This window comes from Xanthomonas floridensis (assembly GCF_001642575.1).
In the GTDB taxonomy this organism is placed as follows: Bacteria; Pseudomonadota; Gammaproteobacteria; order Xanthomonadales; family Xanthomonadaceae; genus Xanthomonas; species Xanthomonas floridensis.
Genome location: NZ_LXNG01000023.1, coordinates 209,391 through 236,059, shown reverse-complemented (window position 1 = coordinate 236,059; position 26,669 = coordinate 209,391). Strand labels below are relative to the sequence as shown.

Genomic DNA, 26,669 nt, shown 5'->3' with positions numbered 1-26,669 from the left:
TTCCTGAAGAGAGCGGCGCTGTTCCCTTCTGTCTTCAAAGTGCATCCTCGCCGATCGATGGCACCAACTCGTTGCAGCTGGACACTGGCAGCACTGGAAGAAGTGGCGTTGCCTTCTGCGCGGAAATTAGCGGGAATTCAGTGGGCAGTGACCGAAGGTGATGATTCGTTACGAGAAGTGAAATGAGAAAAATTTGCGCAGTGACATCTTGGTAGCGCCAATGGCAGTGCATCGATGTCAATTCAACGGGGCCATTTTTTTATGTCGAACGATTACACCTTTTCTTCTGCCTACATGCAGAATCGCAATGTCGGTCGGGTTATCGCGCAGATCGACTTTCTCACTGAGCGCGGTTCTACTAAATCAAAACTGCTGAAATGGGATAGGTCCCAGGGTCGATGGTTTTCGTTCAATCTCGACTGGCAGGCTATCCAACTCAGCGCGCCTGAGGATCCTGAAGTCATGGTGCTAGCGGTCGGCGCGGATGGACTGGTGTCGGTCAGTACACTGGCGGGCCCAACCGAGGAGGCTGTCGATACGTCAGCGGATGGGCCTGCAAGGCGTGGTCCGATCCGGGATCTGCAAATCATAGGCGGTACCGCCTATGTGGCGGGCATGGGGCGCCAGGTCTACCGCAGAGAGCAGGCCGGTAACTGGACACGACAGGATGATGGAATGGTTCTGGCTCGTGGCCAGATCCAGTTGTGCGGCTTCAACTCCATCGGCGGCATGAACGAGACGCTTATCTACGCCGTTGGCTTCAATGGCGAAATATGGAAATGCAGCAATGGACAGTGGCTGCAGCAAGACAGCCCACCACCCTGGTATTGCACAAGGTCAAAGTCGTACGTGAGGACCTCGTTTTTGCTTGCGGACAACAGGGAGTTCTGTTGCGAAACACTGGCGGTGGTTGGAAGACCATCGCGCAGGACGTGACAACAGATGACTTGTGGGGCATGGAGTGGTTTCAACAGGAACTGTATGTGGCGTGCGATCGCGGCCTGTTCAAGCTTGACAACACGGGTCGATTGGTCGAGGTGGATATGCGGTTGTCGCCCAAGCCCAGCTGTCGGCATCTGCATGCCAACGATGGCGTGCTGTGGTCGTGCGGCCCCAAACATGTGACCTGGACCGAAGACGGCCAGACGTGGGTGGATGTCACCCCGTGATGTGTCTGTGGCACCGAGTAGGGCATGCCGCTGCTGCCATGGTCTGCGATCGTGACCCGGATGCGCTGCTCTCCTCATTATCTTGCCTTTCCATGCTGATGATGCCCGCGCGGTGGGTACACTCGGTCGCGGACCATGGCATCTGCAAAGGACGCACGTAAGTGACTGACTTCGATTTCAAACAGATCGGCTACCGTTTCCGAGGCGGTGCGGTCCGCTACAACGATCTGAGCTACGTCCTATGCATCGATCCGGGCTTGGCCAGCGAAAAGCTGCCCCACACCGCGTTCTATGCGCTGGATGAGGGGGACTGGTGCATGTTCGATATCGGTCGCTGGAATGCGCATTCGATCTGCGTTGCACAATTGCCAAAGGAACAGGCGCTAGCGTTGGGCGAACACGGGACTGTCCGGGTGATGGGGAATGCCGATGACTACGACGAAGAGATCGTCTGCCCTGGTGTCGTGCTGAGCACCATGCGTGAGATACGGAATATTGGGGGCTTCGCCTATGTCTGTGGTATGGATCGCCAGGTGTTCAAGCGAAGTAGCCCGGGTTGCTGGTTGGCACTACACGGCGACATGCCCAGTCAGGCTGCCCAGGATTTGGTGTTCGGCTTCGAGTCCATCCACGGGTTCAGCGAAGGCGATCTCACTGCTGTCGGTTGGCATGGCGAGATCTGGCACTTCGATGGAGCCGCCTGGACGAGCTGCCGCAGCCCCACTACAGCCAATCTGACAGGGGTCTGCTGTGCCGGTGACGGCTGGGTGTATGCATGCGGCATGGATGGCACATTGTTGAGAGGAAAAGCTCATCACTGGGAGACCCTCTATCATGGCGCGACGGAGCTGGATTTTTTTGATCTTGAATGGTTCAACGGAATCCTCTACGTCTCCACCCTCCATGCTGTCTACAAGTTGCGCGATCAGCAGCTAGAGCTGGTGGACTTTGGCGACGTTTTTCCAGCGAGCTGTCATACGCTGAGTAGCGCAGATGGAGTGCTTTGGTCCATTGGTGAAACCGACATCCTGGCATTTGATGGCGAAACGTGGGGTCGCGTTGTTTGAGGCTTCCCATGACCTCTCGGGGGACCGGCAAAAAATCCACAGCGGATGCGTGGTGATCACCACTGACAGGCGCTCCCCCTTTGGATCGCTTTCCTGAGTGATTGCAATGGCGGGCGCGAGGGGCAAAGCGAACATTAGGTGCGCAGTGTCAGGCGTGCTGCCTGCTTCAACGCCGTCCGTGGGATCTTGCCGGTACCGCGGCGTTCTTCCATCCGCATCGACACGTTACGCGTCAACGGCTGATCGACGAAGATTGGGGTGGAGGCCTCAATCGGCTATCATCACCCGAGTGCAGCCAATGGGTACAGCGCCATGAGGTGCCAAATCCGTTTTGACCGATGACGGCAAGGTCTTGGTAGCTATCGACTGACGACAGCCGCCATCTTTCTGAATGCCAGTGCCGATATGCGCTGCTACAGACGTACGATCTGCTGGATGCCGACTGCGCTTGGACTCTGTTTGCAAGGACCCGCCATGGCCTTTTTCAAGACGCTTTATCTCTTCTCCGAGGTCGAGGGTGTCGTGCTGCTCAACGGTCGGCCGGTCGCAGGTGCAGAGGTGGAGCGCGAGTACACGTGGCGGTGGGGAAATCAGCGCCAGAGCTCGACAACACGCACGGGTCAAAACGGGCAGTTTCATTTTCCGACAGTCACCGGTAGATCATTGACCGCCCAGTTGTTGCCGCACGAACCGGTGATCGTGCAATACCTGAGGATTCGGCACGCTGGCCGATCCCATCAAGGATGGTTTCATTCAAAGCATAATTATGATGACAAGGGTGAGTTTGGTCATTCGCCAATGCGCCTGCAGTGCGATCTTGCAGACGCGCCTGGGCCGCGCGTTGACATCGGGAGTTTCGGTATCTGTGTTCGACAGTCAGAGCGTTGACGCGACAGCCGCGGCAGATCCAGCAGATGCGGATCCGGTCGCCTCTCGCCATATATTGGCCTCAGTTGGCAGTGACATGATCGTCAATCGAAAATTGCCCATCTTCATCGGGCTGCTGCTTGCCTGCTTATTCTTTCAAGGTAATGCCATGGCTTTTTCAAAAGTCCTCTACCTGTTTTCGGAAGTTCAGGGCAGCGTGCTGCTCGATGGTGAGCCGGTCGAGGGTGTGGACATCGAGCAGGAATATCACTGGCACTGGAGCAACGAGCGCCAGACGCATTCCGTCAAGACCGATGCGCAAGGCCGCTTTCAATTTCGAGCCATTACTGCAACGTCGTGGTTGGCACGATTCGTGCCGCATGAGCCGGTCATCGGCCAGCGCATCACGCTGCGATACCAGGGCAAGGAGCACAAGGGATGGGTATTCACCAAACACAATTACAGCAACCATGGTGAGGTGCGTGGGCGGCCCCTGAACTTTGTCTGTGAATTGAGTGGCGAGCCAGTCGCCAACCCCGAGACGGAAACGTTTGGTATCTGCGTGCTTCGGTAGCGTATCCCTGCTTCCGAAGGGGCGAGCCACCTCCCGCAACCGGGAAATCGGGTTTTCTGCGATCGTCGGCTCATCGCTTCGCTGATGGCGCAACTGCTTCGCGTTGTCTTCTCGGTGCGATGCGCGCGACACGCAAGGGTCATTTTTGGCGGCTACGGTGGCGTGCTTTCGTACAGGCGCAGCATTTTCTGCTGCGCAATTCCGGGATTTCATGCAGCGCTCCGACTCTTACCGTTTGCACCTGTCTGTTCTTGCCATCGCGATTACCGCCTGTTGCCCGGGCGTGCAAGCGCAGGCCTTCGGCTCTTCCAAGGCGGCATTGCCCACCTCGCCGGCTGTACCGCCCGAAATGGCAAAGGGCAATGCACCCGAGACGGTAACGCCGCCGGAACCGTCGAATCCGCAGTCGCCAGCCAGCTCTGTATCGGCTGACGCTGTCTCCGTCGCGCCGGCCAGTCCTGGTGTGCAGACACTGGATGCCATGCAGGTCACCGGCGTACGGCGCGCCAACGTAGCAGCGGTGGAAAGCAAGCGGGCGGCGACCAACATCACCGATGTGATCAGTGCCACCGATGTGCGCGCACTGCCGGACAGCACGATTGTGGAAGCGCTGCGCCGCGTTCCCGGCCTGTCGGTATTGCCGGCCACCGACAACGAGCATCCGCGCGACGAGGCGGCCACACCGGTGTTGCGCGGCCTGGGACCGTCGTACAACAACGTCACCATCGATGGCTTGACCATCGCCTCTCCCGGCACGCCCAACGGCACGCTCGGGTCGATCACCCGCGGCGTGCGGCTGGATCTGCTGCCGGCCTCGATGGTCAGCGAGTTGCAGGTGGTCAAGACGTTTACGCCGGATCTGGATCCCAATGCCACTGGCGGTGGGATCAACCTCAAGACGCGCAGCGCGTTCGAAAACGGCGGCAAGCCGTTCTTCAGTGCCGAAGCCGCGCTCGGCCACGCCAACGATGTTGGCAAGCCGCGCGATCAGGACGACCCGGGGTATCGCCTGAATGCGACCGGCAGCCGCACCTTCGGCAGCGAGCAGCAGTACGGTTTTACGCTGTCGGCCAACTACCAGACGCTCAGCAGCTACACCGAAACCCATATGACCACCGATACGGTGCATTACGGGTTCTACGACAACAACGGCGTGCTGCAGACCGGCGCCAATCTCGGCAATGGCTGGGCGGTGCCGCAGCAGGACAAGTACTGGTACGTGCAGAACCAGCGCGACCGCTATGGCGTCACCGGCAAGTTCGAGGTGCGCCCCAGCGCGGCGCTCGAAGCCTATGCCATGGCCGGCTACTACTATTTCAAGGACAACATGGAGCGTAACGAGGTCATCATCGACCCGCGCAACGGCAACCAGGTGTTCAATCAGACCGCCACCTCCGGCCGTTATCCGGGAGGCGACATCGAGGTGGGATATTCCAATCAGATCGTCACCACGCGCACCAAGGTCGCGCAGTTGGGAACGATCTGGCGGCCGACCGATCGGCAGCAGTTCTCGGCGCGCGGCGCGTGGTCCGATGCCACCTACGACGAGCCGATCCGCATGATCAAGTACGCCACCGGCATCAGCCGCGCCGCAGCGGTGCCGGTGGGCCAGACCGGTAGTGGCGTGACCCTCAATGCCACGCCCAATTACGCATTCAATTACGACACCTCCGGGTTCGATCAGCGCTTCGGGGTGTCGCCGCAGGCCTATAACAACCTGGACAACTACAGCCTGTCGTACTGGCGGCCGGACTACAAACGCACCGCCGCCGATCGCATCCTCACCGGACGGCTCGATTATGGCTTCAATCAGGGCGAAAGCGACCAGGGCGTCGGCTTTGCGGCAGGCGTGTCGTACACCACCGACAAGCCGTCCTACGCCATCTATCGCGTCGAATATCAGCCCAATACCAGCGCGCCTGCGTTTGGCCTGGCCGATGTGGCGGGCACCGGCCGGGCACCGATGCGTTACGCCGGGTTGAACCTGATCACCATCGATCCGGACAAGGCCAACCGCGTACTGGCGGCAACGCCGCTGAGCGCCTTCAACAGCACCGACCAGCAGGCCTTCAGCAACCAGGACAACTTTACCCATACCGAAAAGACCTTCGGCAGCTATGGGCTGGTGAGCTATCGCAGCGATCGGCTCAACGTGCAGGCCGGTGTGCATTTGGATAGCACCAAACTGGACACAGTGGGCCGCCAGCGCCAACTCGATGCCGCCAGCAACCGCTACGTCTATGTCGACAAGCCGACCAGTGCCGATTACGACTATCTGCTGCCCTCGGCCATCATCACCTACCACCTGACCGATGCGCTGGACCTGCGCGCCGGCGCCAGCCGTACGCTGGGCCGTCCGCCGTACGATGCGTATGCGGCGCGCACCTCGATCGGCTTCGTCAACACGACCGACGCCGGCAATCCCAACGCGCAAGGGGTCACCGTCACCATCGGCAACCCGGACATCAAACCGCGTGTGTCCAACAATCTGGATCTGTCGCTGGAATGGCGCCTGCCCGGCGACTTCGATGCGTTCGCCTCTGCGGCGGTGTTCGACAAGCGCATCCAGGACGAGATCTTCACGCTCTCGCGCACCGACAGCTTCACCTTCGACGGCACCACCTACGCCAATGCATTGATCAGCACGCCGGCCAATGCCGCCAAGGCGCACATCCGCGGGGTGGAATTCAACGGCATCGTCAATACGCTGGCACCGCTTGCGCCGTGGCTCAGCGGTGTGGGTTTCAGTGCCAATGTTGCCGTGCTCGATGGCAGCCTCGACGTGCCGTACAGCGTGGGCAGCGGCACAAATGTCACCCAGCGTGAGCGCAAGCTCGACAACCTGGTCGGCCAACCGGACTACACCGCCAACGCCACGGTGTTCTACAACACCGGCGGGCTGGAATTGCGTGCGGCCTACAACCGGCAAGGCAAGGCCTTGCGTGCCATTGTCAGCAATATCGATTGGCAGGACCTGTATTGGTCGCCGCGCTCGCAGCTGGACTTCACCGCCACCTATGCCATCAGCAAGCAACTCAGCCTGGTCGGCCAGGTCAGCAATCTCACCCATAGCCGCATCACCAGCGTGACCGGCCCGGGGCAGAACCTGCTCAAGGACAGTTACTCGGTGCCGACGACCTATTGGGTTGGTCTGCGGTTTACCCCCGCATTGTGATCCGTGGGCAACAGGCCGTTGTTCGCTGCGGCCTGCATGCCTCAGGCGGGTGATGTCAGCCTGTACCGTTGGCGCATGTACTGATCGTTCGCACTCCGCATGTTGCGCTGGCGGACGTGCAGTGCGTTCTTCCCTTCACCTGGAGTTGTTCCGATGTCCTTGCACCCTGCTGCCGTCTTCGCTGTACTGTTATGCGCGGCCATGACCACCACTGCAGCTGGCGCAGCGCCGGCCGGCGTGGCCGCCATCCAGGCACGCCTGAGTAATCCGCAGGGCGGCATCGTGGTGGTGGCCCATCGCGGGTGTCATGCGCCGGCACCGGAGCACGGCTTCGCCGATACCGCGCCGGAAAACTCACTGTCCGCATTGGAGCGCTGCATCGCGATCGGCGCCGATGTGATGGAAACCGACGTGCGCCGTGCCGCCGACGGCACGCTGGTGATGCTGCACGATGCCACCGTGGACCGCACCACTGACGGCACCGGCAAGCTGTCGGAGCTGACCCTGGCCGACCTGCAGAAGTTGCGCCTGCGCAGCGATGAAGGCGGCGCACAGGCGCCTCTGACCGACCAGCGCGTGGTCACTCTGGAGCAGATGCTGGCCGCTTCCAAGGGCCGCATCCTGCTGAATCTGGACGTCAAGGATGCGATCTACGTGCAGGTGGTGGATGCAGTCGCGCGTCTGGGGATGCAGCACCAGGTGATCGTCAAGGCCGAAGCCGGCATCGCCACGCCGCCGCTGGCGGGGATGCTGCCATTCAACACCGTGTACTTCTTCCCGATCCTGATCAATGCGCACGGCACTGCCGATCTGGCCGCGATTGCCAAGGCGCAAACCCGCAACGCACGCCCGATGGCATTCGAGCTGCCCAGGATGACCGCGGAGCAATTGCCCGCCCTGGCGGCGGTCAGCAAGGCACACAACGTGCGGTTGATGGTCAACTCGTTGTGGGAGGGGTTTATCGCCGGCTATGGCGGCGATGCCGATGCGGTACGCAACCCGGACCAGGTCTGGGGCCGCCTGTACCGCGATGGGGTGAGCATCATCCAGACCGATGCGCCGGAAGCGTTGCTGCGCTATCGCGCGACGCTGGAAAAACGCTGAGCGCCTGGCAGGAGCCGGTCGTGGACGTGCTGATCGGCGAGCTGCCGAATCAAATGCCACCGCGTCACCAAGTACAGCAGGTGCCAAGAGGCGCCTGACTGCCTGATGCAGCGGTCGCGTGCAACAACCACAGTGCATGCAGGCTGCACGGGTGCCGCCGACTCGCAGGGGTTGGCGAACACGGCGGTCGGCTTGACCAGGCGGAAGCTATTGCCGGTATCGGTCCGCAGTGGCTACAGTCGGACTCCGACGGTTGCGCTCAAGGATGTCTGCATGTCGCTCGCGTTCCGCGCCTGGCCGTTGGCTCGGCATTTTGTCTGGCTGGCGGTGTTGTTGGTCGCGCTGCAGGTGCGCGATATCGCCAAGGCCATCGGCCTGCCGATTCCCAGGATTCCGGTGCCGTATGGCGGTGCGATCCTCGACAACGGGCTCAGCATCATCGTCGTGCTGGTGGCGGCCGCCTTGCTCTACCGCAGCACGCCTGGCGATTTGTTCGCGCGCCTGGGGCTGCGCTGGAATGGCCTGCGTGGGCCGCTGTTGACGCTGCTTGCCACGCTGCCGTGCTGGATCGGCCTGTGGACGCAGGCCACCGCGATCGGTACCGACGATTTGCTGGGCCTGCTGTGGTTGGCGGTGCTGTTTCCGCTGGCCGAAGAGATCGTGTTCCGCGGCTTCGGCTTCGTGTTCGCCTGCCGCGCGCTTGCCTGGCGCCCGGCGTTGGCCGCGCTGCTGCAGGCGTTGGTGTTTGGCGGTGTGCATTGGTTGGGGGCAGGGGGCGGTGGCGGTGGGGCACTGCTGATCTTTGCCATCACCGGGATCGGGGCGCTGCTGTTTGCCATCGTGGATGCGCAGGATGGCTACACGATCTGGAGCGGCTGGGTGCTGCATGTCTCGCTCAACGCAGCGTGGACCGTGTTTGCGGTGTCCGACTCGGCCGCCAGTGGCTGGCTGGGGATGGCGCTGCGGTTGTCGGCGGTGTTTCTGGCAATGGGATTGCTGCGTGCCTTCGTCAGGCCTGCCCGGCCCGCACACAGCGCTGTCGTCGCTGCCCGGGCGCAGCATCCCTAGCGCCGCGGCTGGTCAGCCGGCGGTGGCCATACCGCCGCCCGCACCGCGTGGCAGTGGCCGAAAAGCGTTTTGCCCTGCATGCTTTGCACGATGGACGAACAACCGCAGGCGCAGACAGGGATGGACCGGACGCCGCCGCGCCCGCATGTGCCGAAACAACAGTCCCAGCGTCGCTGCCGTTGGTTGCGATGGCTGCGCTGGAGCGCGGCCGCGCTGCTCACCGTGTTGCTGGTGCTGGACCTGGGCTTCCCGCCACCGCTACCCAAATCCCGCGACACCTCCACCCTGGTGGTGGCGCGCGACGGCACGCCGTTGCGCGCGTTCGCCGACCGCAATGGTGTGTGGCGCTATCCGGCCACCCCGGAGACGGTGTCGCCGCTGTATCTGCAGGCGTTGCTGAACTACGAAGACCGCTGGTTCTGGCGGCACCCCGGCATCAATCCATGGGGGCTGCTGCGCGCCGGTGGGCAGTGGCTAGGTAGCGGGCGCATCGTGTCCGGCGGTTCGACCTTGACCATGCAGTTGGCCCGCATCCTGGACCCGCACACGCGCACGCCGTGGGGCAAGGTCAAGCAGCTACTGCGCGCGCTGCAGCTGGAAGCGCATCTGAGCAAGCGCGAGATTCTCACGCTGTATCTGGAGCGCGCGCCCTACGGCGGCACCATCGAAGGCGTGGAGGCGGCCAGTTGGGCGTATCTGGGCAAGCCGGCCAAGGCGCTCTCGCAGGCAGAAGCAGCCTTGCTGGCGGTGTTGCCGCAATCGCCCAGCCGGTTGCGCCCGGACCGGCACCCGGAAGCGGCGCAGCGTGCGCGCGACAAGGTGCTCGACCGCATGGTGGAACTGGGCGTGTGGTCGCGCGTGCAGGTGGACGATGCGCGCATCGAGCCGGTGGTGACCCGGTCGCTCAAGCCGCCGCTGCATGCCGCACTGCTGGCGCAGCGCCTGCACAGCGCCCAGCCACGTGCAGCACGCATCGTCACCACGCTGGACGTGGAGCTGCAGCGCACACTGGAAGAACGCGTGAGCACCTATTTTTCGCAGTTGCCCGAGCGCACCTCGGCCGCCTTGCTGGTGGTCGACAACGCCAGCATGGAAGCGCGCGCCTATGTCGGCTCGGCCAGCTTCGGCGATCGCAAGCGGCTCGGGCATGTGGACATGGTGCAGGCCTGGCGCTCGCCCGGCTCCACGCTCAAGCCGTTCCTCTACGGCATGGCGCTGGACGATGGCCTGATCCATTCGGAAAGCCTGCTGGTGGACGCGCCGCAAAGCTTCGGCAATTACCGGCCAGGCAACTTCGATGCCGCGTTCAATGGGCCGGTGAGCGCGGCCACTGCATTGCGCCTGTCGTTGAATGTGCCGGCAGTGGATCTGCTCGATCGCATCGGCCCGGCACGCTTTGCCGCGCGGCTGTCCAATGCCGGCATTGCGCTGCACTTCCCGCGTGGCACACCGCCATCGCTGGCATTGATCCTGGGCGGCACCGGTGCGCAGTTGCAGGAGTTGGTAGGCGCCTTTGCGGCGTTCAATCGAGGCGGCATTGCCGGGCATGTGCGCTATACGCCGGACGATGCCCAGATCAACCGCCGGCTGATGTCGCCCGGTGCCGCCTGGATCGTGCGCGAGATCCTGCAGAGCAACCCGCGCCCCGGTTATGGCAGCGGCACGTTCGACACCGCCGCGCGTCCGGGCGTGGCCTGGAAGACCGGCACCAGTTATGGCTACCGCGATGCCTGGGCGGTCGGCGGCACGCGTCGCTACACGGTGGGCGTATGGGTGGGGCGGCCGGACGGCACGCCGCTGCCCGGGCAGTACGGCGCGGTGACTGCATTGCCGCTGATGTTCGAAGTCATCGATGCATTGCCGCGCAACGCGGGCGACAGCGCGCCGGTGCCGATGCCTGCGACGGTGCAGCCGGTGGAGATCTGCTGGCCGCTGGGTGGTGCGGCCGAGCAGACGCCGCCGCCGCTGTGCGCGCGCCGGGCCGAGGCCTACACGCTCGAGGGCGCGGTGCCGCCCACCTTTGCCGAACGCGATGCGCGGCTATGGCAGAGCGGCCAGCTGCGGTTCGAGGTGGACGCGCGCAGCGGCCAGCGGTTGTCGCAGGAATGCACCCAGCCACATCAACGGGAACCGCGTGCGTTGGCGCGCTGGCCGGCGCTAGTGTCGCCCTGGCTCAGCGCGGCCGAGCGTGCGGCCGCGCAATTGCCGCCGCTGGCCGCCGACTGCCTGCCCGATGGGCGCATGACCGGTGGCGGCGTGCTGCGCATCGACGGGCTGAGTGACCGTGCCACCCTGGCACGCGCAAACGACAGCGCCCGTCCGGTGCGACTGCAACTGCGCGCGCTGGGCAGTGAAGCGCGCATCGATTGGCTACTGGATGGCCGATGGATCGCCCAGACCAGCGGACGACAGGGGTTTCAGCGCGATTTTGCCGAGGTGGGGACGCACACCCTGACCGCCATGGCCGCCGATGGCGCATGGACCCAGGTGCGCTTTCGCGTCTTGCGTTGAACGGGCAGGGCCACAATACGTCGTCGCAGGAGCGCACCCGGGCGCGACGGGCATTGCCCGGAAATCTCGTCGCGCCAGCATCGGTTTCAACGATGGCCAAGGGCATGGCGTTCCGCATCGCAGGGTATCTGTCGGAACGACGTCGCCCACGCGCCACCGCGCAGTGCAGACAGCAAACAGGGCGCTCCGGGCGCCCTGTTTGTTTCACTAGCATGTCGATGTCGATACAGCGGTACACCAGACGCATCGACCAAACCACATCACCCAGCTCGGCTTACTCGCCGATCCAGCCTTCCAGCATGTCGGCGAATTCGTCGGCGTGCTCTTCTTCCTGCGCCAGGATGCTTTCAAGGATGCGCTTGGTGGTGGTGTCCTTGTCGCCGATGAAATCGATCATCTCGCGATAGCTGTCGATGGCGATGCGTTCGGCGATCAGGTTTTCCTTGACCATGTCGCGCAGGTCGCTGCCTTCCTTGTATTCGGCATGCGAGCGCTTGGTCAGCGTATCCGGGTTGAGGTCGGGTTCGCCGCCCAGCTGCACGATGCGTTCGGCGAGCTTGTGCGCGTGTTCCTGCTCCTGCTGCGCATGCTCCAGGAACTCGCCCTTCACCGCGTCGGCAAGCATGCCCTTGGCCATGAAGTAGTGGCGGTAGTAACGCAGGGTGCACACATATTCGGTGGCGAGCGCGGTATTGAGCAGCTCGATCACCTTCTCGCGGTCGGCGTGGTAGCTCTCGGTGATGGCACCGTCTTCGATGCTCTTGCGTGCGCGGGCGCGCAGGGTGGCGGTATCGGTGATACCGGCGGAGGTGGTGCTGGCTGGCTGATTGGACATGGCTGGCCGTTTTCCTTCTGAGTGGACGGGGGAATCAATGGATCAATCGGGCAGGTGCTGCAGGACGTAATCGGCGGCAGACACCTTGAACTCGCCGGGCTCTTCGACGAACAAGGCCTTGACTACGCCGTCATCGGCATACAGCGCGTAACGGCGCGAGCGCAGGCCCATGCCTGACCCGCTGACGTCGATCTCCAGGCCCAGGGCGCGCGCCAGTTCGGCATTGCCGTCGGGCAGCAGATGCAGACCGTCGGGGACCAACTGGCTGCGCCCCCAGGCCTGCATCACGAACGGGTCGTTGACGGCGGTGCACAGCACCTCGATGCCGCGTTTGCGGAACTCCTCGAAGTGCTCCACGTAGCCCGGCAGGTGCTTGGCAGAACACGTGGGCGTAAACGCACCCGGTACCGCGAACAGCAACACCTTGCGGCCGGCGAACAGACTATGGGTGTCGACTGCTTCGATGCCCTCGCGCATGCGCTTGAGCACCACTTCGGGAATGCTGTCACCAACGGCGATGGTCATGGGCTGGGGCTCTGTGTGGCTGAACGAAGTCTAGAAAAGGCCAGGGGAAAAGCGCGTCAACGCGCTTGAAATCCGCAACCCGACGCCTATCTGACGCACATGGCCGGCGCAACGGTGCACGCCACCGCCGCCGGCCCTTCACCCAACCTTTTGGAGGCTTGCAATGAACATCGTTCGTTATCCCCAGTGGCCCACGCACGCCCTGCAAAACGAGATCAAGCATGTGTTTGACCGCTTCTTCGAACAGAACGGCGATACCGACGAATCGGCCGTGGTGACCGCGCAGTGGGTGCCGCGCGTGGATATCAAGGAAGAGGCCAATCACTTCGTGCTGTATGCCGATCTGCCGGGCATCGACCCGAGCCAGATCGAGGTGCAGATGGACAAGGGCATCCTGTCGATCAAGGGCGAGCGCAAGGGCGAGTCCAGTACCGACACCGAGCGCTTCTCGCGTATCGAGCGCCGATACGGCAGCTTCCATCGCCGCTTCGCGCTGCCCGATAGCGCCGATGCCGACGGCATCACCGCCGCTGGCCACAACGGTGTACTGGAGATCCGCATTCCCAAGCGTCCGGCGGCCACCCCGCGTCGTATTCAGGTCGGCAACGGGCAGGATGCCAGCGGCGGCACGGTGCAGTAAGCCGCAAGGCGCAGCGAGATTGCGCGGCGGCCGATCCCGGAAACTGCCGCGGTCCGGGCCAGGTACGGCGCCCGGACCGCGACAGCGCCAGGGCGGCCGCCGGTGCAGCCACGCGGCGAGCCAATGCAAGGCAATCGACCTGGGGCGAAGCCATCGGCTTCGCCCCCCGGCGACGGCCGCGCCGTAGAATAGGCGCGGTCGCCCGCCCGGCTGCGAATGGATCGGCTGGCACCTTGAGTTGCGTCAGCGCCACGGCGCGGTTGGTATCCGGATCTGCGGGGACGACATGTCTCTGCACCGGTTGCTGCCGCTGTCATGGCCGCGCCAACCGAGTGCCGACCCTCGAACTGGCTCGTGGCCCTGGCTGCGGGCCGTTTTTTTTCCAGAGGTGATTAGATGGAATTCAAGGATTACTACGCAACGCTGGGCGTGGAGCCCAGCGCAGGCGATGCGGAGATCAAGACCGCCTACCGGCGGCTGGCGCGCAAGTACCACCCCGACGTCAGCAAGGAAGCCGGCGCCGAAGACAAGTTCAAGGCCATCAACGAAGCCTACGAGGCCTTGCGCGATCCGGCCAAGCGCAAGGCCTACGATCAGCTGAAGGCGCAGGGCTATCGCCCGGGCGACGAATTCCAGGCTCCCCCTGGCTACGGTGGCGGTCAGGGCTTCGATTTCGAGGAAGTGTTCGGCAACGGCGGTGCTGGTGGCGGCTTCAGCGATTTCTTCGAGAGCCTGTTCGCCGGCCAGCGCGGTGGGCGGCCACGTGGCCCGGGTGCCGGTCCGGGCGCGGGAGCCGGCCCGCAGGCGCGCGGCGATACCCGCGCCAAGCTGGCGGTGCCGCTGGAGGCCGTGCATTCGGGCGACAGCGTGCGCATCACCATCAACGGCAAGCAGCTGGATGTGCGCGTGCCCAAGGGCGTGCAGCCCGGCCAGGTGATCCGCCTGGGCGGGCAGGGCAATGGCGGCGGCAATCTGCTGCTGGAGATCGAATATGCCGCGCACCCGCACTTCGAGGTGGACGGGCGCAACATCCTGTACACCTTGCAGGTCATGCCCTGGCAGGCCGCGCTGGGCACCACCATCAGCGTGCCGACCCTGGGCGGGTCGGTGGAGCTGAAGGTGCCGGCCGATTCAGAGGCCGGCCGCAAGCTGCGCCTGCGCGGACGCGGGCTGCCGGGCACCACTCCGGGCGACCAGATCGTGGAACTGGAAATCCTGGCACCGGCGCCAACCGACGATGCCCAGAAGAAGGCGTATCGCAACCTCGCCAAGGCGTTTGGCGAGACGGTGTGAGGTTCCTCCGCACTGTAGGCAAGCCCCTCCCTGCGGGGCGATGAGGCACGGCTTGTGCGCCGCTGGCGCGCGTGCCTCGGAACACGCGCGCCACTGGCGCGGGCTGGGGCGTGGAGCGAGGCGGTGGAGTGAGGGGGCGTTAGACCAGCAATGCGGCACTCGCCGTCGACCTGTACCTTCGCATCGCGGCCGTACCCTCCTCCAGCGCTGTGCGCCACCTTCTCCGGGTGGGAGAAGGAAACAAGTTCCCGGTGGGAGAAGGGAGTAAGTCCCTCTCCCCCCGGGGGAGGGTTGGGGTGAGGGTACGGTGGAACAGAAGTGCAGCACTCGACGTCGATCTGCACCCTCGCATCCGCGGCCGTACCCTCGTCCGGCGCTATGCGCCACCTTCTCCGAGTGGGCGAAGGGACACGCTCCCGATGAGAGAAGGAAGTCGACGCCGCGCCCCGTCGATGGCCGCGTTGAATCCAGCCAAGTCCTGTCCTGCGTTCTACTCCTGCAGTCGTGTACAAGGCGAGGACAGCGCGTCAGTCCCTCATGGGTGGCACCACGTGGCAGGCACCAATCCTTTAGTCCTGCCCACCTACCGAAAGCGCTGCCGGCGCACTACACTCGCCGCACACTAGGGGAAACACATGGCACGCATTCTGATCGTCGACGACTCGCCGTCGCAGCTGCTGGGGATTCAGCGCATCGTCGAGAAGCTGGGACACGAAACCATCACCGCCACCGATGGCGCCGCCGGCGTGGAAGCGGCCAAGGAGTCGCTGCCGGATCTGGTGTTGATGGACGTGGTCATGCCCAACCTCAACGGCTTCCAGGCCACGCGCACGCTCAAGCGCGAGCCCACCACCCAGCACATCCCGGTGATCCTGGTGACCACCAAGGACCAGGACACCGACCGCATGTGGGGCATGCGCCAGGGCGCGCGCGCCTACATCACCAAGCCGTTCTCCGAAGACGAACTGCTGGAAGTGATGGAGCGCGTGTTCAATCAGAAGGACGAACCACCGGCGGCCTGATCGCTTCGGCGAGGCGATCCTCGACGACGCGCTTCGCATGCAAGAAGAGCACGGCCCGATCCTGCGGGAGAGGGCAGGGTGCGGAAAAGGGGCGGAGCGATCGCCAGCGCCGATCCGGCCTGGGTTGGGCAGGCGCGCCATCGAACGCCGCCTGCGTCTTGTTTCGCTGCGCTTGGCCACATCAACTCAACAGGGTGGGTCAGGCCTTCGACCAGCGCATCGCTTGCCCGCCCGCAACCGTCACGGCTCCGCTGCCCCGAATCCCTCCGTTCGCGCGCATCGCCCATCATCGCGGCGCGCATGGTCCCCTCAGGCAGGGTCATACGCTTGCGCATCTTTGGGTCGACAGGGATGTGTGTCCGATGCATTCGCTCGCCCTCAAGCATGCCAGCCCAGCGTCGGCAGGCCGGAGCTATTGACCAGGGCGCACGACATGCACGCGTACGCCATGCCAGCAGCGCGCTCTTGGCCGCCAGCCCGCAGTGCAGGGGGCGTCTGTCGTCCGATTCCCGCTCGCGCAGGCATGCCGCTGGTTGCTCGGCCCCGACCGGCACCCGACGCGCCTCCCGATCCGCCCCAGCGGCGAGACCGCCGATGCGCCAACAGCGCGCTCCTGGCTGCCAGCCCGCAGCGCAGGGCGTGCCTGGTCGTCCGGTTCCTGCTTGCGCAGGCATGCCGTTGGTTACTTCGTCCCGACTGGCACCCGGCGCGCCTCCCGATCCGCCCCAGTGGCTAAACCGTCGGTGCACCGATCCGGGCCTTTCAAAACGGCGGGTCTGCCCCATCTAGTAGAATCAGCGAATCACACAACACGGCGGCACTGCGGGACTGGCCCGCACAGCCCCTCGATTACGGAGCGTGCATGGCCTGGAATACACCCGGCAACAAGGGCGGAGATGGCCCGGACCCCAACCGTCGCAGGTCCTGGGGGCCGCGCGGCGGCGGCAATGGCGGGGGCTGGGGCAACCTGCCTGCGCCATTGAAGGAGCTGTTCGACGGCGGCGTAGGCCGCTGGATCCTGGTCGCGGTGGTGCTGATGGTGCTGTTCTCCAGCTTCCAGCTCATCGGCGAGCAGCAGCGCGGCGTGGTGCTGCGCTTCGGCCAGTTCTCGCGCATCCTGCAGCCTGGCCCGAATTTCAAGCTGCCGTGGCCGATCGAGTCGGTGCGCAAGGTCAACGCCACCGAGATCAAGACTTTCAGCAACCAGGTGCCGGTGCTGACCCGCGACGAGAACATCGTCAACGTCTCGCTCAACGTGCAGTACCAGATCAGCGACCCGCGCAAGTATCTGTTCGGTTCGCGCAATGCCGACCTGGTGCTGGAGCAGGCCGCGCAGAGTGCCGTGCGTGAGCAGGTGGGTCGTTCCGATCTCAATACCGTGCTCAACAATCGCGGTCCGCTGGCAATCGCCTCTAAGGACCGCCTGCAGGCAGCGCTGGATGCCTACAACACCGGCCTGGCCGTCACCGGCGTGACCCTGCCCGACGCCCGTCCGCCAGAAGAGGTGAAGCCGGCCTTCGACGAGGTCAACGGTGCCCAGCAGGTGCGCGAGCGCCTGATCAACGAAGCCCAGGCCTATGCCGCCAAGGTGGTGCCGGAAGCGCGCGGCCAGGGTGCACGCACCCGTACCGGCGCCGAAGGCTACAAGCAGGCGGTGATCTCCAAGGCCGAGGGCGATGCCGACCGCTTCACCTTGCTGCAGGAGCAGTATGCCGGCGCCCCGGAAGTCACCCGCAAGCGGCTGTGGCTGGAAACCGTGCAGAAGGTGTTGTCGGAGAACCGCAAGGTGATCGGCAGCGACGGCCGTCAGGTCATCTATGTGCCGCTGCCGGCCGATGCCAACAAGCCTGCCAACACCAGTGGCAGCAGTAACAGTGGCATGCCGTCGATGGTGCCGCAGGACGTGCTGTTGAACCCGCCGCAAAGTGCCAGCAGCGAGGCCATCCGCAATCCGGAACGCGGCCCGCGTCCGACCGGCCGTGAGGGAACCGAATAATGAAGAATTCGCTAGTCATCGGCCTGATCGTCGCCGTGTTGCTGGGCCTGATGGGCTCGGTATTTGTGGTGCGCGAAGACCAGACCGCCATGGTGCTCAACCTGGGCCGCGTGGTGCGCGCCGACCTCAAGCCCGGCCTGCACTTCAAGATTCCGATGGTGGAATCTGTGCGCGTGTTCGACCGCCGCTTCCAGGTGCTGGACACCGCCCCGGCGCGTTACTTCACCGCCGAGCAGAAAGACGTGAGCGTGGACTTCTTCGCCATAGGCTACATCTCCGATGTGCGGGCGTTCTACCGCGCCACCGGTGGCGAGGAATCGGTCGCCAACTCGCGCCTGGCCCCGATCATCACCGACTCGCTGCGTAACCAGATCAACTCGCGCACCCTGCAGCAGTTGGTCTCCGGCGACCGCAGCGAGCTGATCGCCAGCCAGCTCAAGGCCATCAACGGCGCCATCAAGGGCTTAGGGATGCAGATCACCGACCTGCGCATCAAGCAGATCGACCTGCCGACCGACAGCCAGGTGATTACCGACGTCTACGAGCGCATGCGTGCCCAGCGCAAGCAGGAAGCCAGCAAGCTGCGCGCCGAAGGCGAAGAGCAGGCCCTGACCATCCGTGCCCAGGCCGATCGCGAGAGCACGGTGATCAAGGCCGACGCCGAGCGCGACGCACAGAAACTGCGTGGCGAAGGCGATGCGCAAGCCGCGCAGATTTACGGGCAGGCCGGCTCCAAGGACCCCTCGTTCTACGCCTTCTACCGCAGCCTGGAGGCCTACCGCGAGTCGATGACCGACGGTAATGGCGTGGTGGTGCTGGACAAGAACGACCCGTTCCTGCAGTACCTCAAGAGCGATCGCTGAGTCGCTCTGCTTGAACCGAAAACGCCCGCGTAATGCGGGCGTTTTTTTGCGGTATATGTCCGTCAGCCAATCAAACTGAGGCTGCTCTTGGACCCATCGGCGGGCCCTGCCAGCGCAATCAGACTGTTGCCACAGTTGCAGTGGTGCGCACGACCTTGGGGCCCAGTCGTTTGCCGAGGGCGATGGCCGGCGCCTCGATGAAGCGATAGGTGAGTGCTGCCATCGGTAACGTAACCAGCAAGGTCAAGACGGCACAGCCTGCGTAGGCGATTGTGGGGCTTGGCGTTGCGTCCTGGATGCGCCGAAACAGCGGCGCCAGTATCGCAATCACCACGGGATGACCCAGGTAGACCGAATAACTGATCTTGCCTAGAAAAGCCGTTGCCGGATTGACTACCAGGGGTGGAGGCGACTGCGACATGCCCACCAATAGCAATGCATACATCAGCCCGCTAGCGATCCAGCAAGTGGTGGGGCCGATCATGGCCAACGCCAGTAACGTTATCGTTCCAGCCAAACCCACCGAACCGACAGCGATCAATACCGCACCCCAATGCTTCGCGGTGACCGGCGTGGTCTCGCTGAGTTTCCGGTAGGCAAAGAAGGTACTCAAGCCAATCGCAAACACTGGGAAATGACGCAGTAGCCCGTAGTTGCCGATCAAAGCGGTGCCTGCTTCTCCCAGAAGTCCCGCAGCCGCCATACCGGCAGCAGTGATGGCGCAAAGCGCTAGCACCGAGGCATCGCGCATGGTTCTGACAGCCAGGAAAAGTAGCGGAAACACCGCGTAGAACAGCATTTCCACACCGATGGCCCAACTGGCCCATACGATGCCGTCCTCCCAGCCGCGGACGAAGTTGAAGGTGAAAGTCAGATTTGCTGCGATTTCCGCCCAGTCGTGTCCGGCATGGGATCCACGTCCATCCCGATAAAGAGAAAAGGCCAGCCAACAATAAAATAGTGGCGCAATGCGAAAAAAACGATACAGATAGAAGCTCGCCAGCGGTCGGCCGGTTGCGGCATGGCGTGGCATCGTGTAACACAGTGAAAAAGCGCTGATGACAAAGAACAACGCAACTCCGCTGCCCCCTGCCATCAGTACCGGTGTGAGTACATGGCCAGGCGAAATTGTCGGGGTCGGCATAGCCATGACATGAAATAGCAGCACGTACAGCGCGGCCAACCCGCGAAGTGCGTCCAAGAAGACCAGGCGATTGTTCGTAAGCATGCGTCCTTGCCAGTGAGAAAGGACGCAACAATAGGCGTTGCGGCGCGCCAGCTCAAATGGCGCGTACTACAACACAGCTGAGCGTCATGGAAGAGGAGCAACTCGTGCACAGCCGTGACCGATCAGTGCGACTTCAGTGATATCCATGCAATGGCGCGTCCGTATCTTGCTCTTGCGGACAGACTCTTTCCTCGACGCAGTTGAAGGCCATTACTTCCTGGTTGAGTCGAGCATTGTGTCTTGAAGTCAGGCGCGGCCAACGCCGGCAGAAGCGGAACTGGGCGGTAACGCCATTTCCGTGGGCCTGGCAAGCAGGCACACTTCGGAGCCCTGATGCGGTGCTCCCTCATGCATGATCTATTGACCGCCCTGTGCCTGATTGTTGTGATTGAAGGCCTGCTGCTGTTCGCCGCGCCCAGGCAGTGGAAACACATGGTCGAGCAACTGTTCAGCTTGCCCACGGCCCATCTGCGTGCCATTGGCGGAGTCACCCTGGCGCTTGGTGCTATCGCGCTGTGGATCGTCCGCCATTGAGCGAGCTGGCGGCGCGGGTGCGGGCCAGCTCCCTACTGAGACCAGACCCGGTAGTCTCGGGCACCGCCCTGATCCGGGGCATCGGCGCCAGGGGTAGTGCACGTCACCCGAAACCCGGATAATGCACAAAAGCCGGCCGGGCACGCTCCAACCAGAGCACTCCGTTCGGCTTTTTCCGTGTCCGGGCTGGTCGCCGCTGCAACGCTCCCCGATGGAGCTGCGCGCACGGTGGCGCCGCCGGCCCCGAACCGGTCCCATCCCGCGGCCCCGATGGCCGCAGCAAAACTCAGGAGTTCACCCGTCATGGGTCAGTCAGTTGTCGTGCTCGGTGCCCAGTGGGGCGATGAAGGCAAAGGCAAGATCGTCGATCTGCTTACCGAAGAGATCGGTGCGGTCGTCCGCTTCCAGGGCGGCCATAACGCCGGCCACACCCTGGTCATCAACGGCAAGAAGACCGTCTTGCACCTGATTCCGTCCGGCATCCTGCGCGACGACGCGCTGTGCCTGATCGGCAATGGCGTGGTGATCTCCCCGGCGGCGCTGATCAAGGAGATTGGCGAGCTGGAAGCTGCCGGCGTGGAAGTGCGTTCGCGCCTCAAGATCAGCCCGGCCGCGCCGCTGATCATGCCCTACCACATCGCCCTGGATCAGGCCCGCGAAAAGGCCGCCGGCGGCAAGGCCATCGGCACCACCGGCCGCGGCATCGGCCCGGCGTACGAAGACAAGGTGGCGCGCCGCGGCATCCGCATCGCCGACCTGCATTACCCGGCGCAGCTGGAAGAACTGCTGCGCACCGCGCTGGACTACCACAACTTCGTGCTGACCAAGTACCTGGGCGTGGACGCGGTGGACTTCCAGAAGACCTTCGACGAAGCGCTGGCCTTCGGCGACTACGTGCAGCCGATGAAGTCGGACGTGGCCGGCATCCTGCACGACCTGCGCAAGCAGGGTAAGCGCGTGCTGTTCGAAGGCGCGCAGGGCGCGTTGCTGGACATCGACCACGGCACCTATCCGTACGTCACCAGCTCCAACACTACCGTTGGCGGCGCATTGGCCGGTACCGGCGTGGGCGCCGATGCCATCGACTACGTGCTGGGCATCGCCAAGGCCTATGCCACGCGCGTGGGCGGTGGTCCGTTCCCGACCGAGCTGGACGACGACGTGGGCCAGGGCATCCGCGACCGCGGTGCCGAGTACGGCGCCTCCACCGGCCGGCCGCGTCGTTGCGGCTGGATGGACATCGTTGCGCTCAAGCGCGCGGTGGCCATCAACGGCATCTCCGGCCTGTGCATCACCAAGCTCGACGTGCTGGACGGCATGGAAAAGCTCAAGGTCTGCATCGCCTACGAATACCGCGGCAAGCGCACCGAATATGCGCCGCTGGACGCGCAGGGCTGGGAAGAGTGCACCCCCGTGTACCTGGAGTTCCCGGGCTGGACCGAGAACACCCACGGCATCACCGAGTGGGACAAGCTGCCAGCCGCCGCACGCGCCTACCTGCGCGCGCTGGAAGAACTGGCCGGCTGCCCTATCTCGATCGTCTCCACCGGCCCGGACCGCGACCACACCATGGTGCTGCAGGATCCGTTCGCCTGATCGGCTGACGCCAGACGCCAGACGCCAGACGCGGCATCGTCCAACGGCCCGGCTTGTCCGGGCCGTTGGCATTTGAGGATCGCTGAGCACTGGCAAGACCTTTGGCGATGCGCGAGCACGGGTCATCGCCGGCACCGCCCAGCCTGCGCCTCTGCCCCGTCCACGGGAGCTCGCATGCGTCTTCCCCTGGCGATCGTCATCGCCCTGACCGGCACCGCCCACGCCGCTGAATCCGCACCGGTTACCGCCACATTGGCCATCACCACCAAGGTGCCGCGCATCGCCGAGCTCAGCCACCCCGCCATTGACTCACTTTGCCGCGCCGGCAGTCACCTCACCTGGAGGTGGGAGCGAGGCGTGCTTGCAAAAGCAGAAGTGAGGGGACCCTGACCCGCACGCATGGTTGCGGTGCTTTAGGTGCTCCACGCTGTCAGTGGAGTGCCCCGGTCCGCCCTGGGAGAGGCGCGTAGGCGCCCACCCGGCAGGGGCGCTTCCGAGCAGGCCGGCAACCGGCATGCGGTGTAGATGCAAGGTGCTGTGACACGGTTGTGCTACATTCGCGCGTGCGCCACCCATAAGCTCGAGGATTTCATGAGCACTACAACCATCCGTCTTCCTGACGAACTCAAGATGCGCGTTGCTGCAGCAGCGAAGCGGGGCGGCACGACGTCACATGGTTTCATCCTGGAAGCGATCGCCGAAAAGGCGGAATCGGTCGAGCGTCGTGCCGATTTCGATGCGGTTGCCGAGCAGCGTTATGCTGGCATCGTGGCGTCCGGGAAGACCATCGCCTGGGACGACATGCGTGGCTATCTGGAAAAGCGCATGGCCGGCGAGCCGGCAAAACGTCCCACGGCCCGCAAACTAGCCCGGTAGCATGGCGCGTATCGAGCTGGCGCCGGAGGTTGCACAGGATCTCGAGCGGATCTTCGACCACCTCCAGCGCCATGAAGCCGCACATGTCGCAGCACGCCTGCACGAAATCATTGCGGCAATCGATGTGCTGGAAACCAATCCGCTGATCGGCCGGCCGGCCGGCGGCGACAAGTGCGAACTGGTGATCGGTCACTGCGCGCACGGCTATCTGGCGCTGTACTGCCATGTCGCGCAGATCGACACGGTGTTGGTGCTGGCCGTTCGCTCGCAACGTGAGGCGGGCTTTGCGGGGCCGTGATGTTCGCAGTTCTCTGATCGCTGTAGCCCGGCGCCCCTGTTATTCGATGCACTGCCACCCGACCCGCACAAGCCGGTGCTGGAGATCGTCGCGCGCCACGCCGACGTTGCCAACCGGTATCGCCTGCACGCCATAGCCCAAGAAGCCGCCGCACTGCCTCGCCACCCGCCTAGCGCCGTTATCCCATGCGCATCGACGCACTCTCACGCTGCCGATTGTCCGCCTCCTGCTGCTGGCTCTGCGCCAACGCCTGCTGGCGATCGGTAGTGGCCACTTCCAGCTGTTGCAGCGATTTTTCCACCGGCGTTTGTACGGCCACGTCGGTTGGCATGTGGGCGCGCAGGTGCGCCGGGTTGTTCAACTCACCCTGCACCACAAACACATTGCGGCCGGCCGGGCTGTCGGCCGTCTGCTGGCTCAGTACAACGTGATCGGCGCGGTCCAGATGGTTCTGGCGGGCGAGGGTCATCACGCTGGCAATGAGACGCTCGCTGTTCTCGTCCGGTGTGCGCCCTGCTTGCGCATCGATGGCGTTGACGCCTGCGCTGACTTGTTGCAACAAGGCGTAGTCACGGTGGCCCGGGCCGATATCGGCAAGTTTGGTAGGTGCCTGCGTCCGATCGGGCAGGCCATCGACCGATGCCGTGAGCGGGCTGCGGGTAATGGAACGGTGCGGATCGTCTTCATGAAACTGCGTGGCTTTGTGCTGCCGTTCCATGCGGACGGCGCGGGTATCGTCGAGTTCGGCGATACGGCCGGGATTGGTCTCTTCGCACATGGAAAGATGCCCGCCGCCTGCGCTGACGTTCACCCATTTCTGCTCTTTTTCGAAGTACATCGCATAGAAACTCTTGCTGCCGATCACGTTGGGGTCGACGGCGGAGCGGCCTTCCAGCATCTGGATCGCTTCGGTCGTCCCCAGCTTGGCCAGGTACTGGCTGCCGGCCATCATGCCCATCTGCGCAACGGTCTCGTAGCTCGTGTTGCCGACGCGGGTGGCGCCGAAGTGCTCGTTGTCGAGCATGTTGGTCCAGATCTGTTCCAGCTTCTGGGGGCCGCTTTTTTCCAGGGCCGCTTGCAGGAGCACGCGGGGCGTCCAGCAGTTGGGGTCGAGCTCATGGTCCAGGAAGGCTTGGTCGTGTGCTCGCATGACGTCCTTGCCGGGAAGGTTCAGTGCCATATCCGGACGCTCTTTGTCGAACCAAGCTTGTCGAAGCTCAAAATCCTTCTTGAGCAGCGTTTGCCCGAACTCTTCCCACTGGCGTTCGCTCAATTCAGCATTGGCAAAGCGCGAGCCAGTATCGCGCTGTGTCTTGGCATAGTCTTGCGCGTAATTGTTAGCCACTTGCCCTGGCAAGCTGTCGTTGCGCACGACGCCTAATGCCAGCGTCCCATAGCCGTCTGCTCCATCAAGCTGCGAGAGATAGTTCCAATACAGCTCGCGATTGCCTTTATTTGCATAGTTGGAAAGAATTCCAGATCCTGCTCACTCAGTCCGCTCACCGGCTACTCCCTGTAAATACGCTAATCACCGAATTTTATTGCGGGTTAATACGCCCCTCACCGCATCTTCCATGCGCTTCCAGTCCTTCAGAAATGCACGCTTGTAGTTGAGACTGATGGAAAGTTTGTTTTCGATGTCAGAGAAGTAGTGGACGCAACTTGCAGCAACGGCACCTTTTTCATGGACCACTTCAGATCCCTCCAGCCGAACGCCATCTGCTCGAAATTTTTTGCTGTCGCACTTGATGAACGTGGTCAAATTGCCGCTGGAGTCGCGCGCGACGTACCAGTCGTCTTCAAACGCAGGGTTGCGCGTCGGAGGCTCGCCGTGGTGGGCTTCATACGCTTTTACATATGCCGCCATCTTCTCCTCATCAATGGCATAGGGCGTTAATCCGAATGCTTCAGGCTGTGCGATGCGGAGATCGAGCCGGGCGACAGGATTGCCCCGCTCAACTGAGTCTGCCTCTGTACGCCTATCGTTTGACGAGAAACGCTCAAGCAATACCTCAATGGGAACACGGTCGACATAGTCGATAGACACGGAAATTTCTTTCCGGAAATCATTCGTACGCGGGTTGGCCCGTGCCCCGGGCGGGGTGGGGGTCATGTCTGGCCACTCGATGACCAGCGTCACGCCTTCGCCCGGCCATGGTGCGATCTGGCTGTCCAGATAGTTGGCGGGGATGCGGAAGGTGTTCGGCCCCAGCTTTACGTCAACCGGCGCGTCCGAATAGGTGTGCCCGTTGATGGTGCGGCCTGTGGTAACGGTGCCTGACATGGGGGAAGTCCTTTTTTGTTCGGGTGATGGCGTCCGTGCACAGGCACTGCCGGTCACGGCGATGGCGAGTGCAAGAGCCAGGCACTGGCCGGATGACATCATGTGCATTGGTCAATCCATTGCAGGGTTCGCCGCAACTATAGGCAACTTGGGATCAGCGCGACAGCAAGGGCCAAGCCTGCGATTGTCCGTGCCATGCGCCGCACGACATGGGAATGCGATCACGCTCCGCCGGCAGGAAAGGCGCGTGGATCAATATGCTGGCGGTGCAACGGCAGCTCGCCACGTATGCCGAAGGACGTTTGCTGCCCTTGGTCGCACTAAGTGTCGAGCTGCAGCGTGGTCAACGCCGCCGTCGCCGCGTCATGCCCCAAACGCGCCATCGATCGTATGCATCGCCCCGGTGACAAAGCTCGCTTCCGGGCCGGCCAGCCAGGCCACCATACCGGCCACTTCGTCGGCGCGGCCGTGGCGTTTGATCGCCATGAAGCTGTGCATCAGGTCTTTCATCGGCCCGTTTTCCGGGTTGGCGTCGGTATCGATCGGGCCCGGTTGCACCACGTTGATGGTGATGCCACGCGGCCCGAAGTCGCGGGCCAGCCCGCGCGCCAGCCCTTGCAGTGCGGATTTGCTCAGCGCGTAGGACGCCATGCCGGGCAGCGGCATGCGGTCGCCGTTGACCGAGCCAATCACGATGATCCGCCCGCCGGGTGGCATCTGCCGCGCTGCCTCCACGGCGGCGTGGTAGGGCGCGTGCACGTTGATGCGGAACAGCCGGTCCACCGCGTCCGGATCCTGGTCCAGCGCATCGCCGAACAAGGCGATGCCGGAGTTGACCACCAGCACATCCAGCGGCCCGCTGCGGCGCACTGTATCGATGACCGCATCGCGGTCGGCGCTGTCGGCCAGCACCGCGGTGCTGCCGGTGTCACCGGCCAGGCGCTGCGCCGCCTCGGCAGAACCGGCATAGGTAAACGTCACCCGCGCGCCCTCGGCCACGAAGCGCCGCACGATGGCGGCCCCAATTCCCCGGCTGCCACCAAGCACCAATACCGACTTTTCTTTGAACGCTGACATGCATCACCTCGCAATTAATGTAGTGAGTAATACATAATAGATTTCGTCTGCCGTCAAGGATTTTGTA

Annotated in this window: 24 protein-coding genes and 1 pseudogene; 19 read left to right on the top strand and 6 right to left on the bottom strand. The window is 63.5% G+C overall.

The genetic code is table 11. The annotated features are described in order from the left end of the window. Nucleotides 1-234 precede the first annotated feature (234 nt). The 9 genes from A7D17_RS14585 (at nucleotide 235) to pbpC (ending at nucleotide 11,535) form a co-directional block, all read left to right on the top strand. Nucleotides 235-936 carry a hypothetical protein gene (locus A7D17_RS14585; protein ID WP_193395347.1) on the top strand — a complete coding sequence of 234 codons (702 nt, stop codon included), beginning with the start codon at nucleotides 235-237 and terminating at the stop codon, nucleotides 934-936. Nucleotides 937-956: 20 nt separating this feature from the next. Continuing rightward, nucleotides 957-1,169 (top strand): hypothetical protein, encoded by a 213-nt coding sequence (locus A7D17_RS24680; protein WP_193395346.1) that lies wholly within the window; start codon nucleotides 957-959, stop codon nucleotides 1,167-1,169. Nucleotides 1,170-1,330: 161 nt separating this feature from the next. After that, nucleotides 1,331-2,236 carry a beta propeller repeat protein gene (locus tag A7D17_RS14580; protein WP_082862001.1) on the top strand — a complete coding sequence of 302 codons (906 nt, stop codon included), beginning with the start codon at nucleotides 1,331-1,333 and terminating at the stop codon, nucleotides 2,234-2,236. Between the two features lie 474 nt (nucleotides 2,237-2,710). After that, nucleotides 2,711-3,124, top strand: coding sequence for a DUF6795 domain-containing protein (locus A7D17_RS22975; RefSeq protein ID WP_193395345.1), 414 nt, complete (start codon nucleotides 2,711-2,713; stop codon nucleotides 3,122-3,124). Continuing rightward, entirely contained in the window at nucleotides 3,102-3,677 is a 576-nt protein-coding gene (locus A7D17_RS14575; RefSeq protein WP_239692202.1) for a DUF4198 domain-containing protein, read from the top strand. Before A7D17_RS22975 ends, A7D17_RS14575 begins: the two co-directional genes overlap by 23 nt. A 211-nt stretch (nucleotides 3,678-3,888) precedes the next feature. After that, on the top strand, nucleotides 3,889-6,852 hold the full coding sequence (locus A7D17_RS14570; RefSeq protein WP_064509729.1) for a TonB-dependent receptor: 2,964 nt from the start codon (nucleotides 3,889-3,891) through the stop codon (nucleotides 6,850-6,852). Nucleotides 6,853-7,005: 153 nt separating this feature from the next. After that, complete coding sequence (locus A7D17_RS14565) at nucleotides 7,006-7,956, top strand: glycerophosphodiester phosphodiesterase family protein (RefSeq protein WP_064509728.1); 951 nt, start codon at nucleotides 7,006-7,008, stop codon at nucleotides 7,954-7,956. Between the two features lie 273 nt (nucleotides 7,957-8,229). Next, the gene (locus tag A7D17_RS14560) at nucleotides 8,230-9,024 is read left to right on the top strand and encodes a CPBP family glutamic-type intramembrane protease (RefSeq protein WP_064509727.1); all 795 of its coding nucleotides are present in this window, start codon (nucleotides 8,230-8,232) and stop codon (nucleotides 9,022-9,024) included. 120 nt (nucleotides 9,025-9,144) lie between these two features. Next, a complete protein-coding gene (pbpC, locus tag A7D17_RS14555; RefSeq protein ID WP_425479603.1) occupies nucleotides 9,145-11,535 on the top strand; it encodes a penicillin-binding protein 1C in 2,391 nt (796 codons plus the stop codon). Nucleotides 11,536-11,809: 274 nt separating this feature from the next. Here pbpC and A7D17_RS14550 read toward each other — a convergent pair whose 3' ends face one another. Together A7D17_RS14550 and A7D17_RS14545 are read right to left on the bottom strand one after the other, a co-directional pair. Continuing rightward, nucleotides 11,810-12,370: a ferritin-like domain-containing protein gene (locus tag A7D17_RS14550; RefSeq protein WP_064509725.1), complete on the bottom strand. Its 561-nt coding sequence runs from the start codon at nucleotides 12,368-12,370 to the stop codon at nucleotides 11,810-11,812. Nucleotides 12,371-12,412: 42 nt separating this feature from the next. After that, complete coding sequence (locus A7D17_RS14545) at nucleotides 12,413-12,895, bottom strand: peroxiredoxin (protein ID WP_064509724.1); 483 nt, start codon at nucleotides 12,893-12,895, stop codon at nucleotides 12,413-12,415. A 163-nt stretch (nucleotides 12,896-13,058) separates the two neighbouring features. On the opposite strand from A7D17_RS14545, the gene A7D17_RS14540 reads away from it, so the two are divergent. The 5 genes from A7D17_RS14540 to hflC all read left to right on the top strand — a co-directional run bounded on the left by A7D17_RS14540 (nucleotide 13,059) and on the right by hflC (nucleotide 18,709). After that, nucleotides 13,059-13,535 carry an Hsp20/alpha crystallin family protein gene (locus A7D17_RS14540; RefSeq protein ID WP_064509723.1) on the top strand — a complete coding sequence of 159 codons (477 nt, stop codon included), beginning with the start codon at nucleotides 13,059-13,061 and terminating at the stop codon, nucleotides 13,533-13,535. A gap of 396 nt (nucleotides 13,536-13,931) precedes the next feature. Then, nucleotides 13,932-14,828 carry a DnaJ C-terminal domain-containing protein gene (locus A7D17_RS14535; RefSeq protein WP_064509722.1) on the top strand — a complete coding sequence of 299 codons (897 nt, stop codon included), beginning with the start codon at nucleotides 13,932-13,934 and terminating at the stop codon, nucleotides 14,826-14,828. A 635-nt stretch (nucleotides 14,829-15,463) separates the two neighbouring features. Then, nucleotides 15,464-15,850 carry a twitching motility response regulator PilH gene (pilH, locus tag A7D17_RS14530; RefSeq protein WP_029219344.1) on the top strand — a complete coding sequence of 129 codons (387 nt, stop codon included), beginning with the start codon at nucleotides 15,464-15,466 and terminating at the stop codon, nucleotides 15,848-15,850. An 862-nt stretch (nucleotides 15,851-16,712) separates the two neighbouring features. After that, a complete protein-coding gene (hflK, locus tag A7D17_RS14525; protein WP_064509721.1) occupies nucleotides 16,713-17,846 on the top strand; it encodes an FtsH protease activity modulator HflK in 1,134 nt (377 codons plus the stop codon). Further along, on the top strand, nucleotides 17,846-18,709 hold the full coding sequence (hflC, locus tag A7D17_RS14520; protein WP_064509720.1) for a protease modulator HflC: 864 nt from the start codon (nucleotides 17,846-17,848) through the stop codon (nucleotides 18,707-18,709). Before hflK ends, hflC begins: the two co-directional genes overlap by 1 nt. Nucleotides 18,710-18,827: 118 nt before the next feature. Here hflC and A7D17_RS14515 read toward each other — a convergent pair whose 3' ends face one another. Continuing rightward, a complete protein-coding gene (locus A7D17_RS14515; RefSeq protein WP_064509719.1) occupies nucleotides 18,828-19,937 on the bottom strand; it encodes an acyltransferase family protein in 1,110 nt (369 codons plus the stop codon). Nucleotides 19,938-20,270: 333 nt separating this feature from the next. Between A7D17_RS14515 and A7D17_RS22970 the strand changes: the two genes are divergently transcribed. The 5 genes from A7D17_RS22970 to A7D17_RS14495 all read left to right on the top strand — a co-directional run bounded on the left by A7D17_RS22970 (nucleotide 20,271) and on the right by A7D17_RS14495 (nucleotide 23,241). Further along, nucleotides 20,271-20,471, top strand: coding sequence for a DUF2065 domain-containing protein (locus A7D17_RS22970; protein ID WP_082861999.1), 201 nt, complete (start codon nucleotides 20,271-20,273; stop codon nucleotides 20,469-20,471). Nucleotides 20,472-20,774: 303 nt separating this feature from the next. Then, the gene (locus A7D17_RS14510) at nucleotides 20,775-22,067 is read left to right on the top strand and encodes an adenylosuccinate synthase (RefSeq protein ID WP_064509718.1); all 1,293 of its coding nucleotides are present in this window, start codon (nucleotides 20,775-20,777) and stop codon (nucleotides 22,065-22,067) included. A 174-nt stretch (nucleotides 22,068-22,241) separates the two neighbouring features. Continuing rightward, nucleotides 22,242-22,457 carry a hypothetical protein gene (locus A7D17_RS14505; protein WP_064509717.1) on the top strand — a complete coding sequence of 72 codons (216 nt, stop codon included), beginning with the start codon at nucleotides 22,242-22,244 and terminating at the stop codon, nucleotides 22,455-22,457. A 201-nt stretch (nucleotides 22,458-22,658) separates the two neighbouring features. Then, nucleotides 22,659-22,943 (top strand): ribbon-helix-helix protein, CopG family, encoded by a 285-nt coding sequence (locus A7D17_RS14500; protein ID WP_064509716.1) that lies wholly within the window; start codon nucleotides 22,659-22,661, stop codon nucleotides 22,941-22,943. Nucleotide 22,944: 1 nt separating this feature from the next. Further along, complete coding sequence (locus A7D17_RS14495; protein ID WP_064509715.1) at nucleotides 22,945-23,241, top strand: type II toxin-antitoxin system RelE/ParE family toxin; 297 nt, start codon at nucleotides 22,945-22,947, stop codon at nucleotides 23,239-23,241. Nucleotides 23,242-23,419: 178 nt separating this feature from the next. Here A7D17_RS14495 and A7D17_RS14490 read toward each other — a convergent pair. From A7D17_RS14490 to bdcA, 3 genes and pseudogenes are all read right to left on the bottom strand, one after another. Then, nucleotides 23,420-24,744: pseudogene (locus tag A7D17_RS14490) on the bottom strand (Smlt3024 family type IV secretion system effector). A 25-nt stretch (nucleotides 24,745-24,769) separates the two neighbouring features. Continuing rightward, nucleotides 24,770-25,633, bottom strand: a complete 864-nt coding sequence (locus A7D17_RS14485) for a Smlt3025 familytype IV secretion system inhibitor (RefSeq protein ID WP_064509713.1) — start codon at nucleotides 25,631-25,633, stop codon at nucleotides 24,770-24,772. Between the two features lie 255 nt (nucleotides 25,634-25,888). Continuing rightward, complete coding sequence (gene bdcA, locus A7D17_RS14480) at nucleotides 25,889-26,602, bottom strand: SDR family oxidoreductase (protein ID WP_064509712.1); 714 nt, start codon at nucleotides 26,600-26,602, stop codon at nucleotides 25,889-25,891. Nucleotides 26,603-26,669 lie beyond the last annotated feature (67 nt).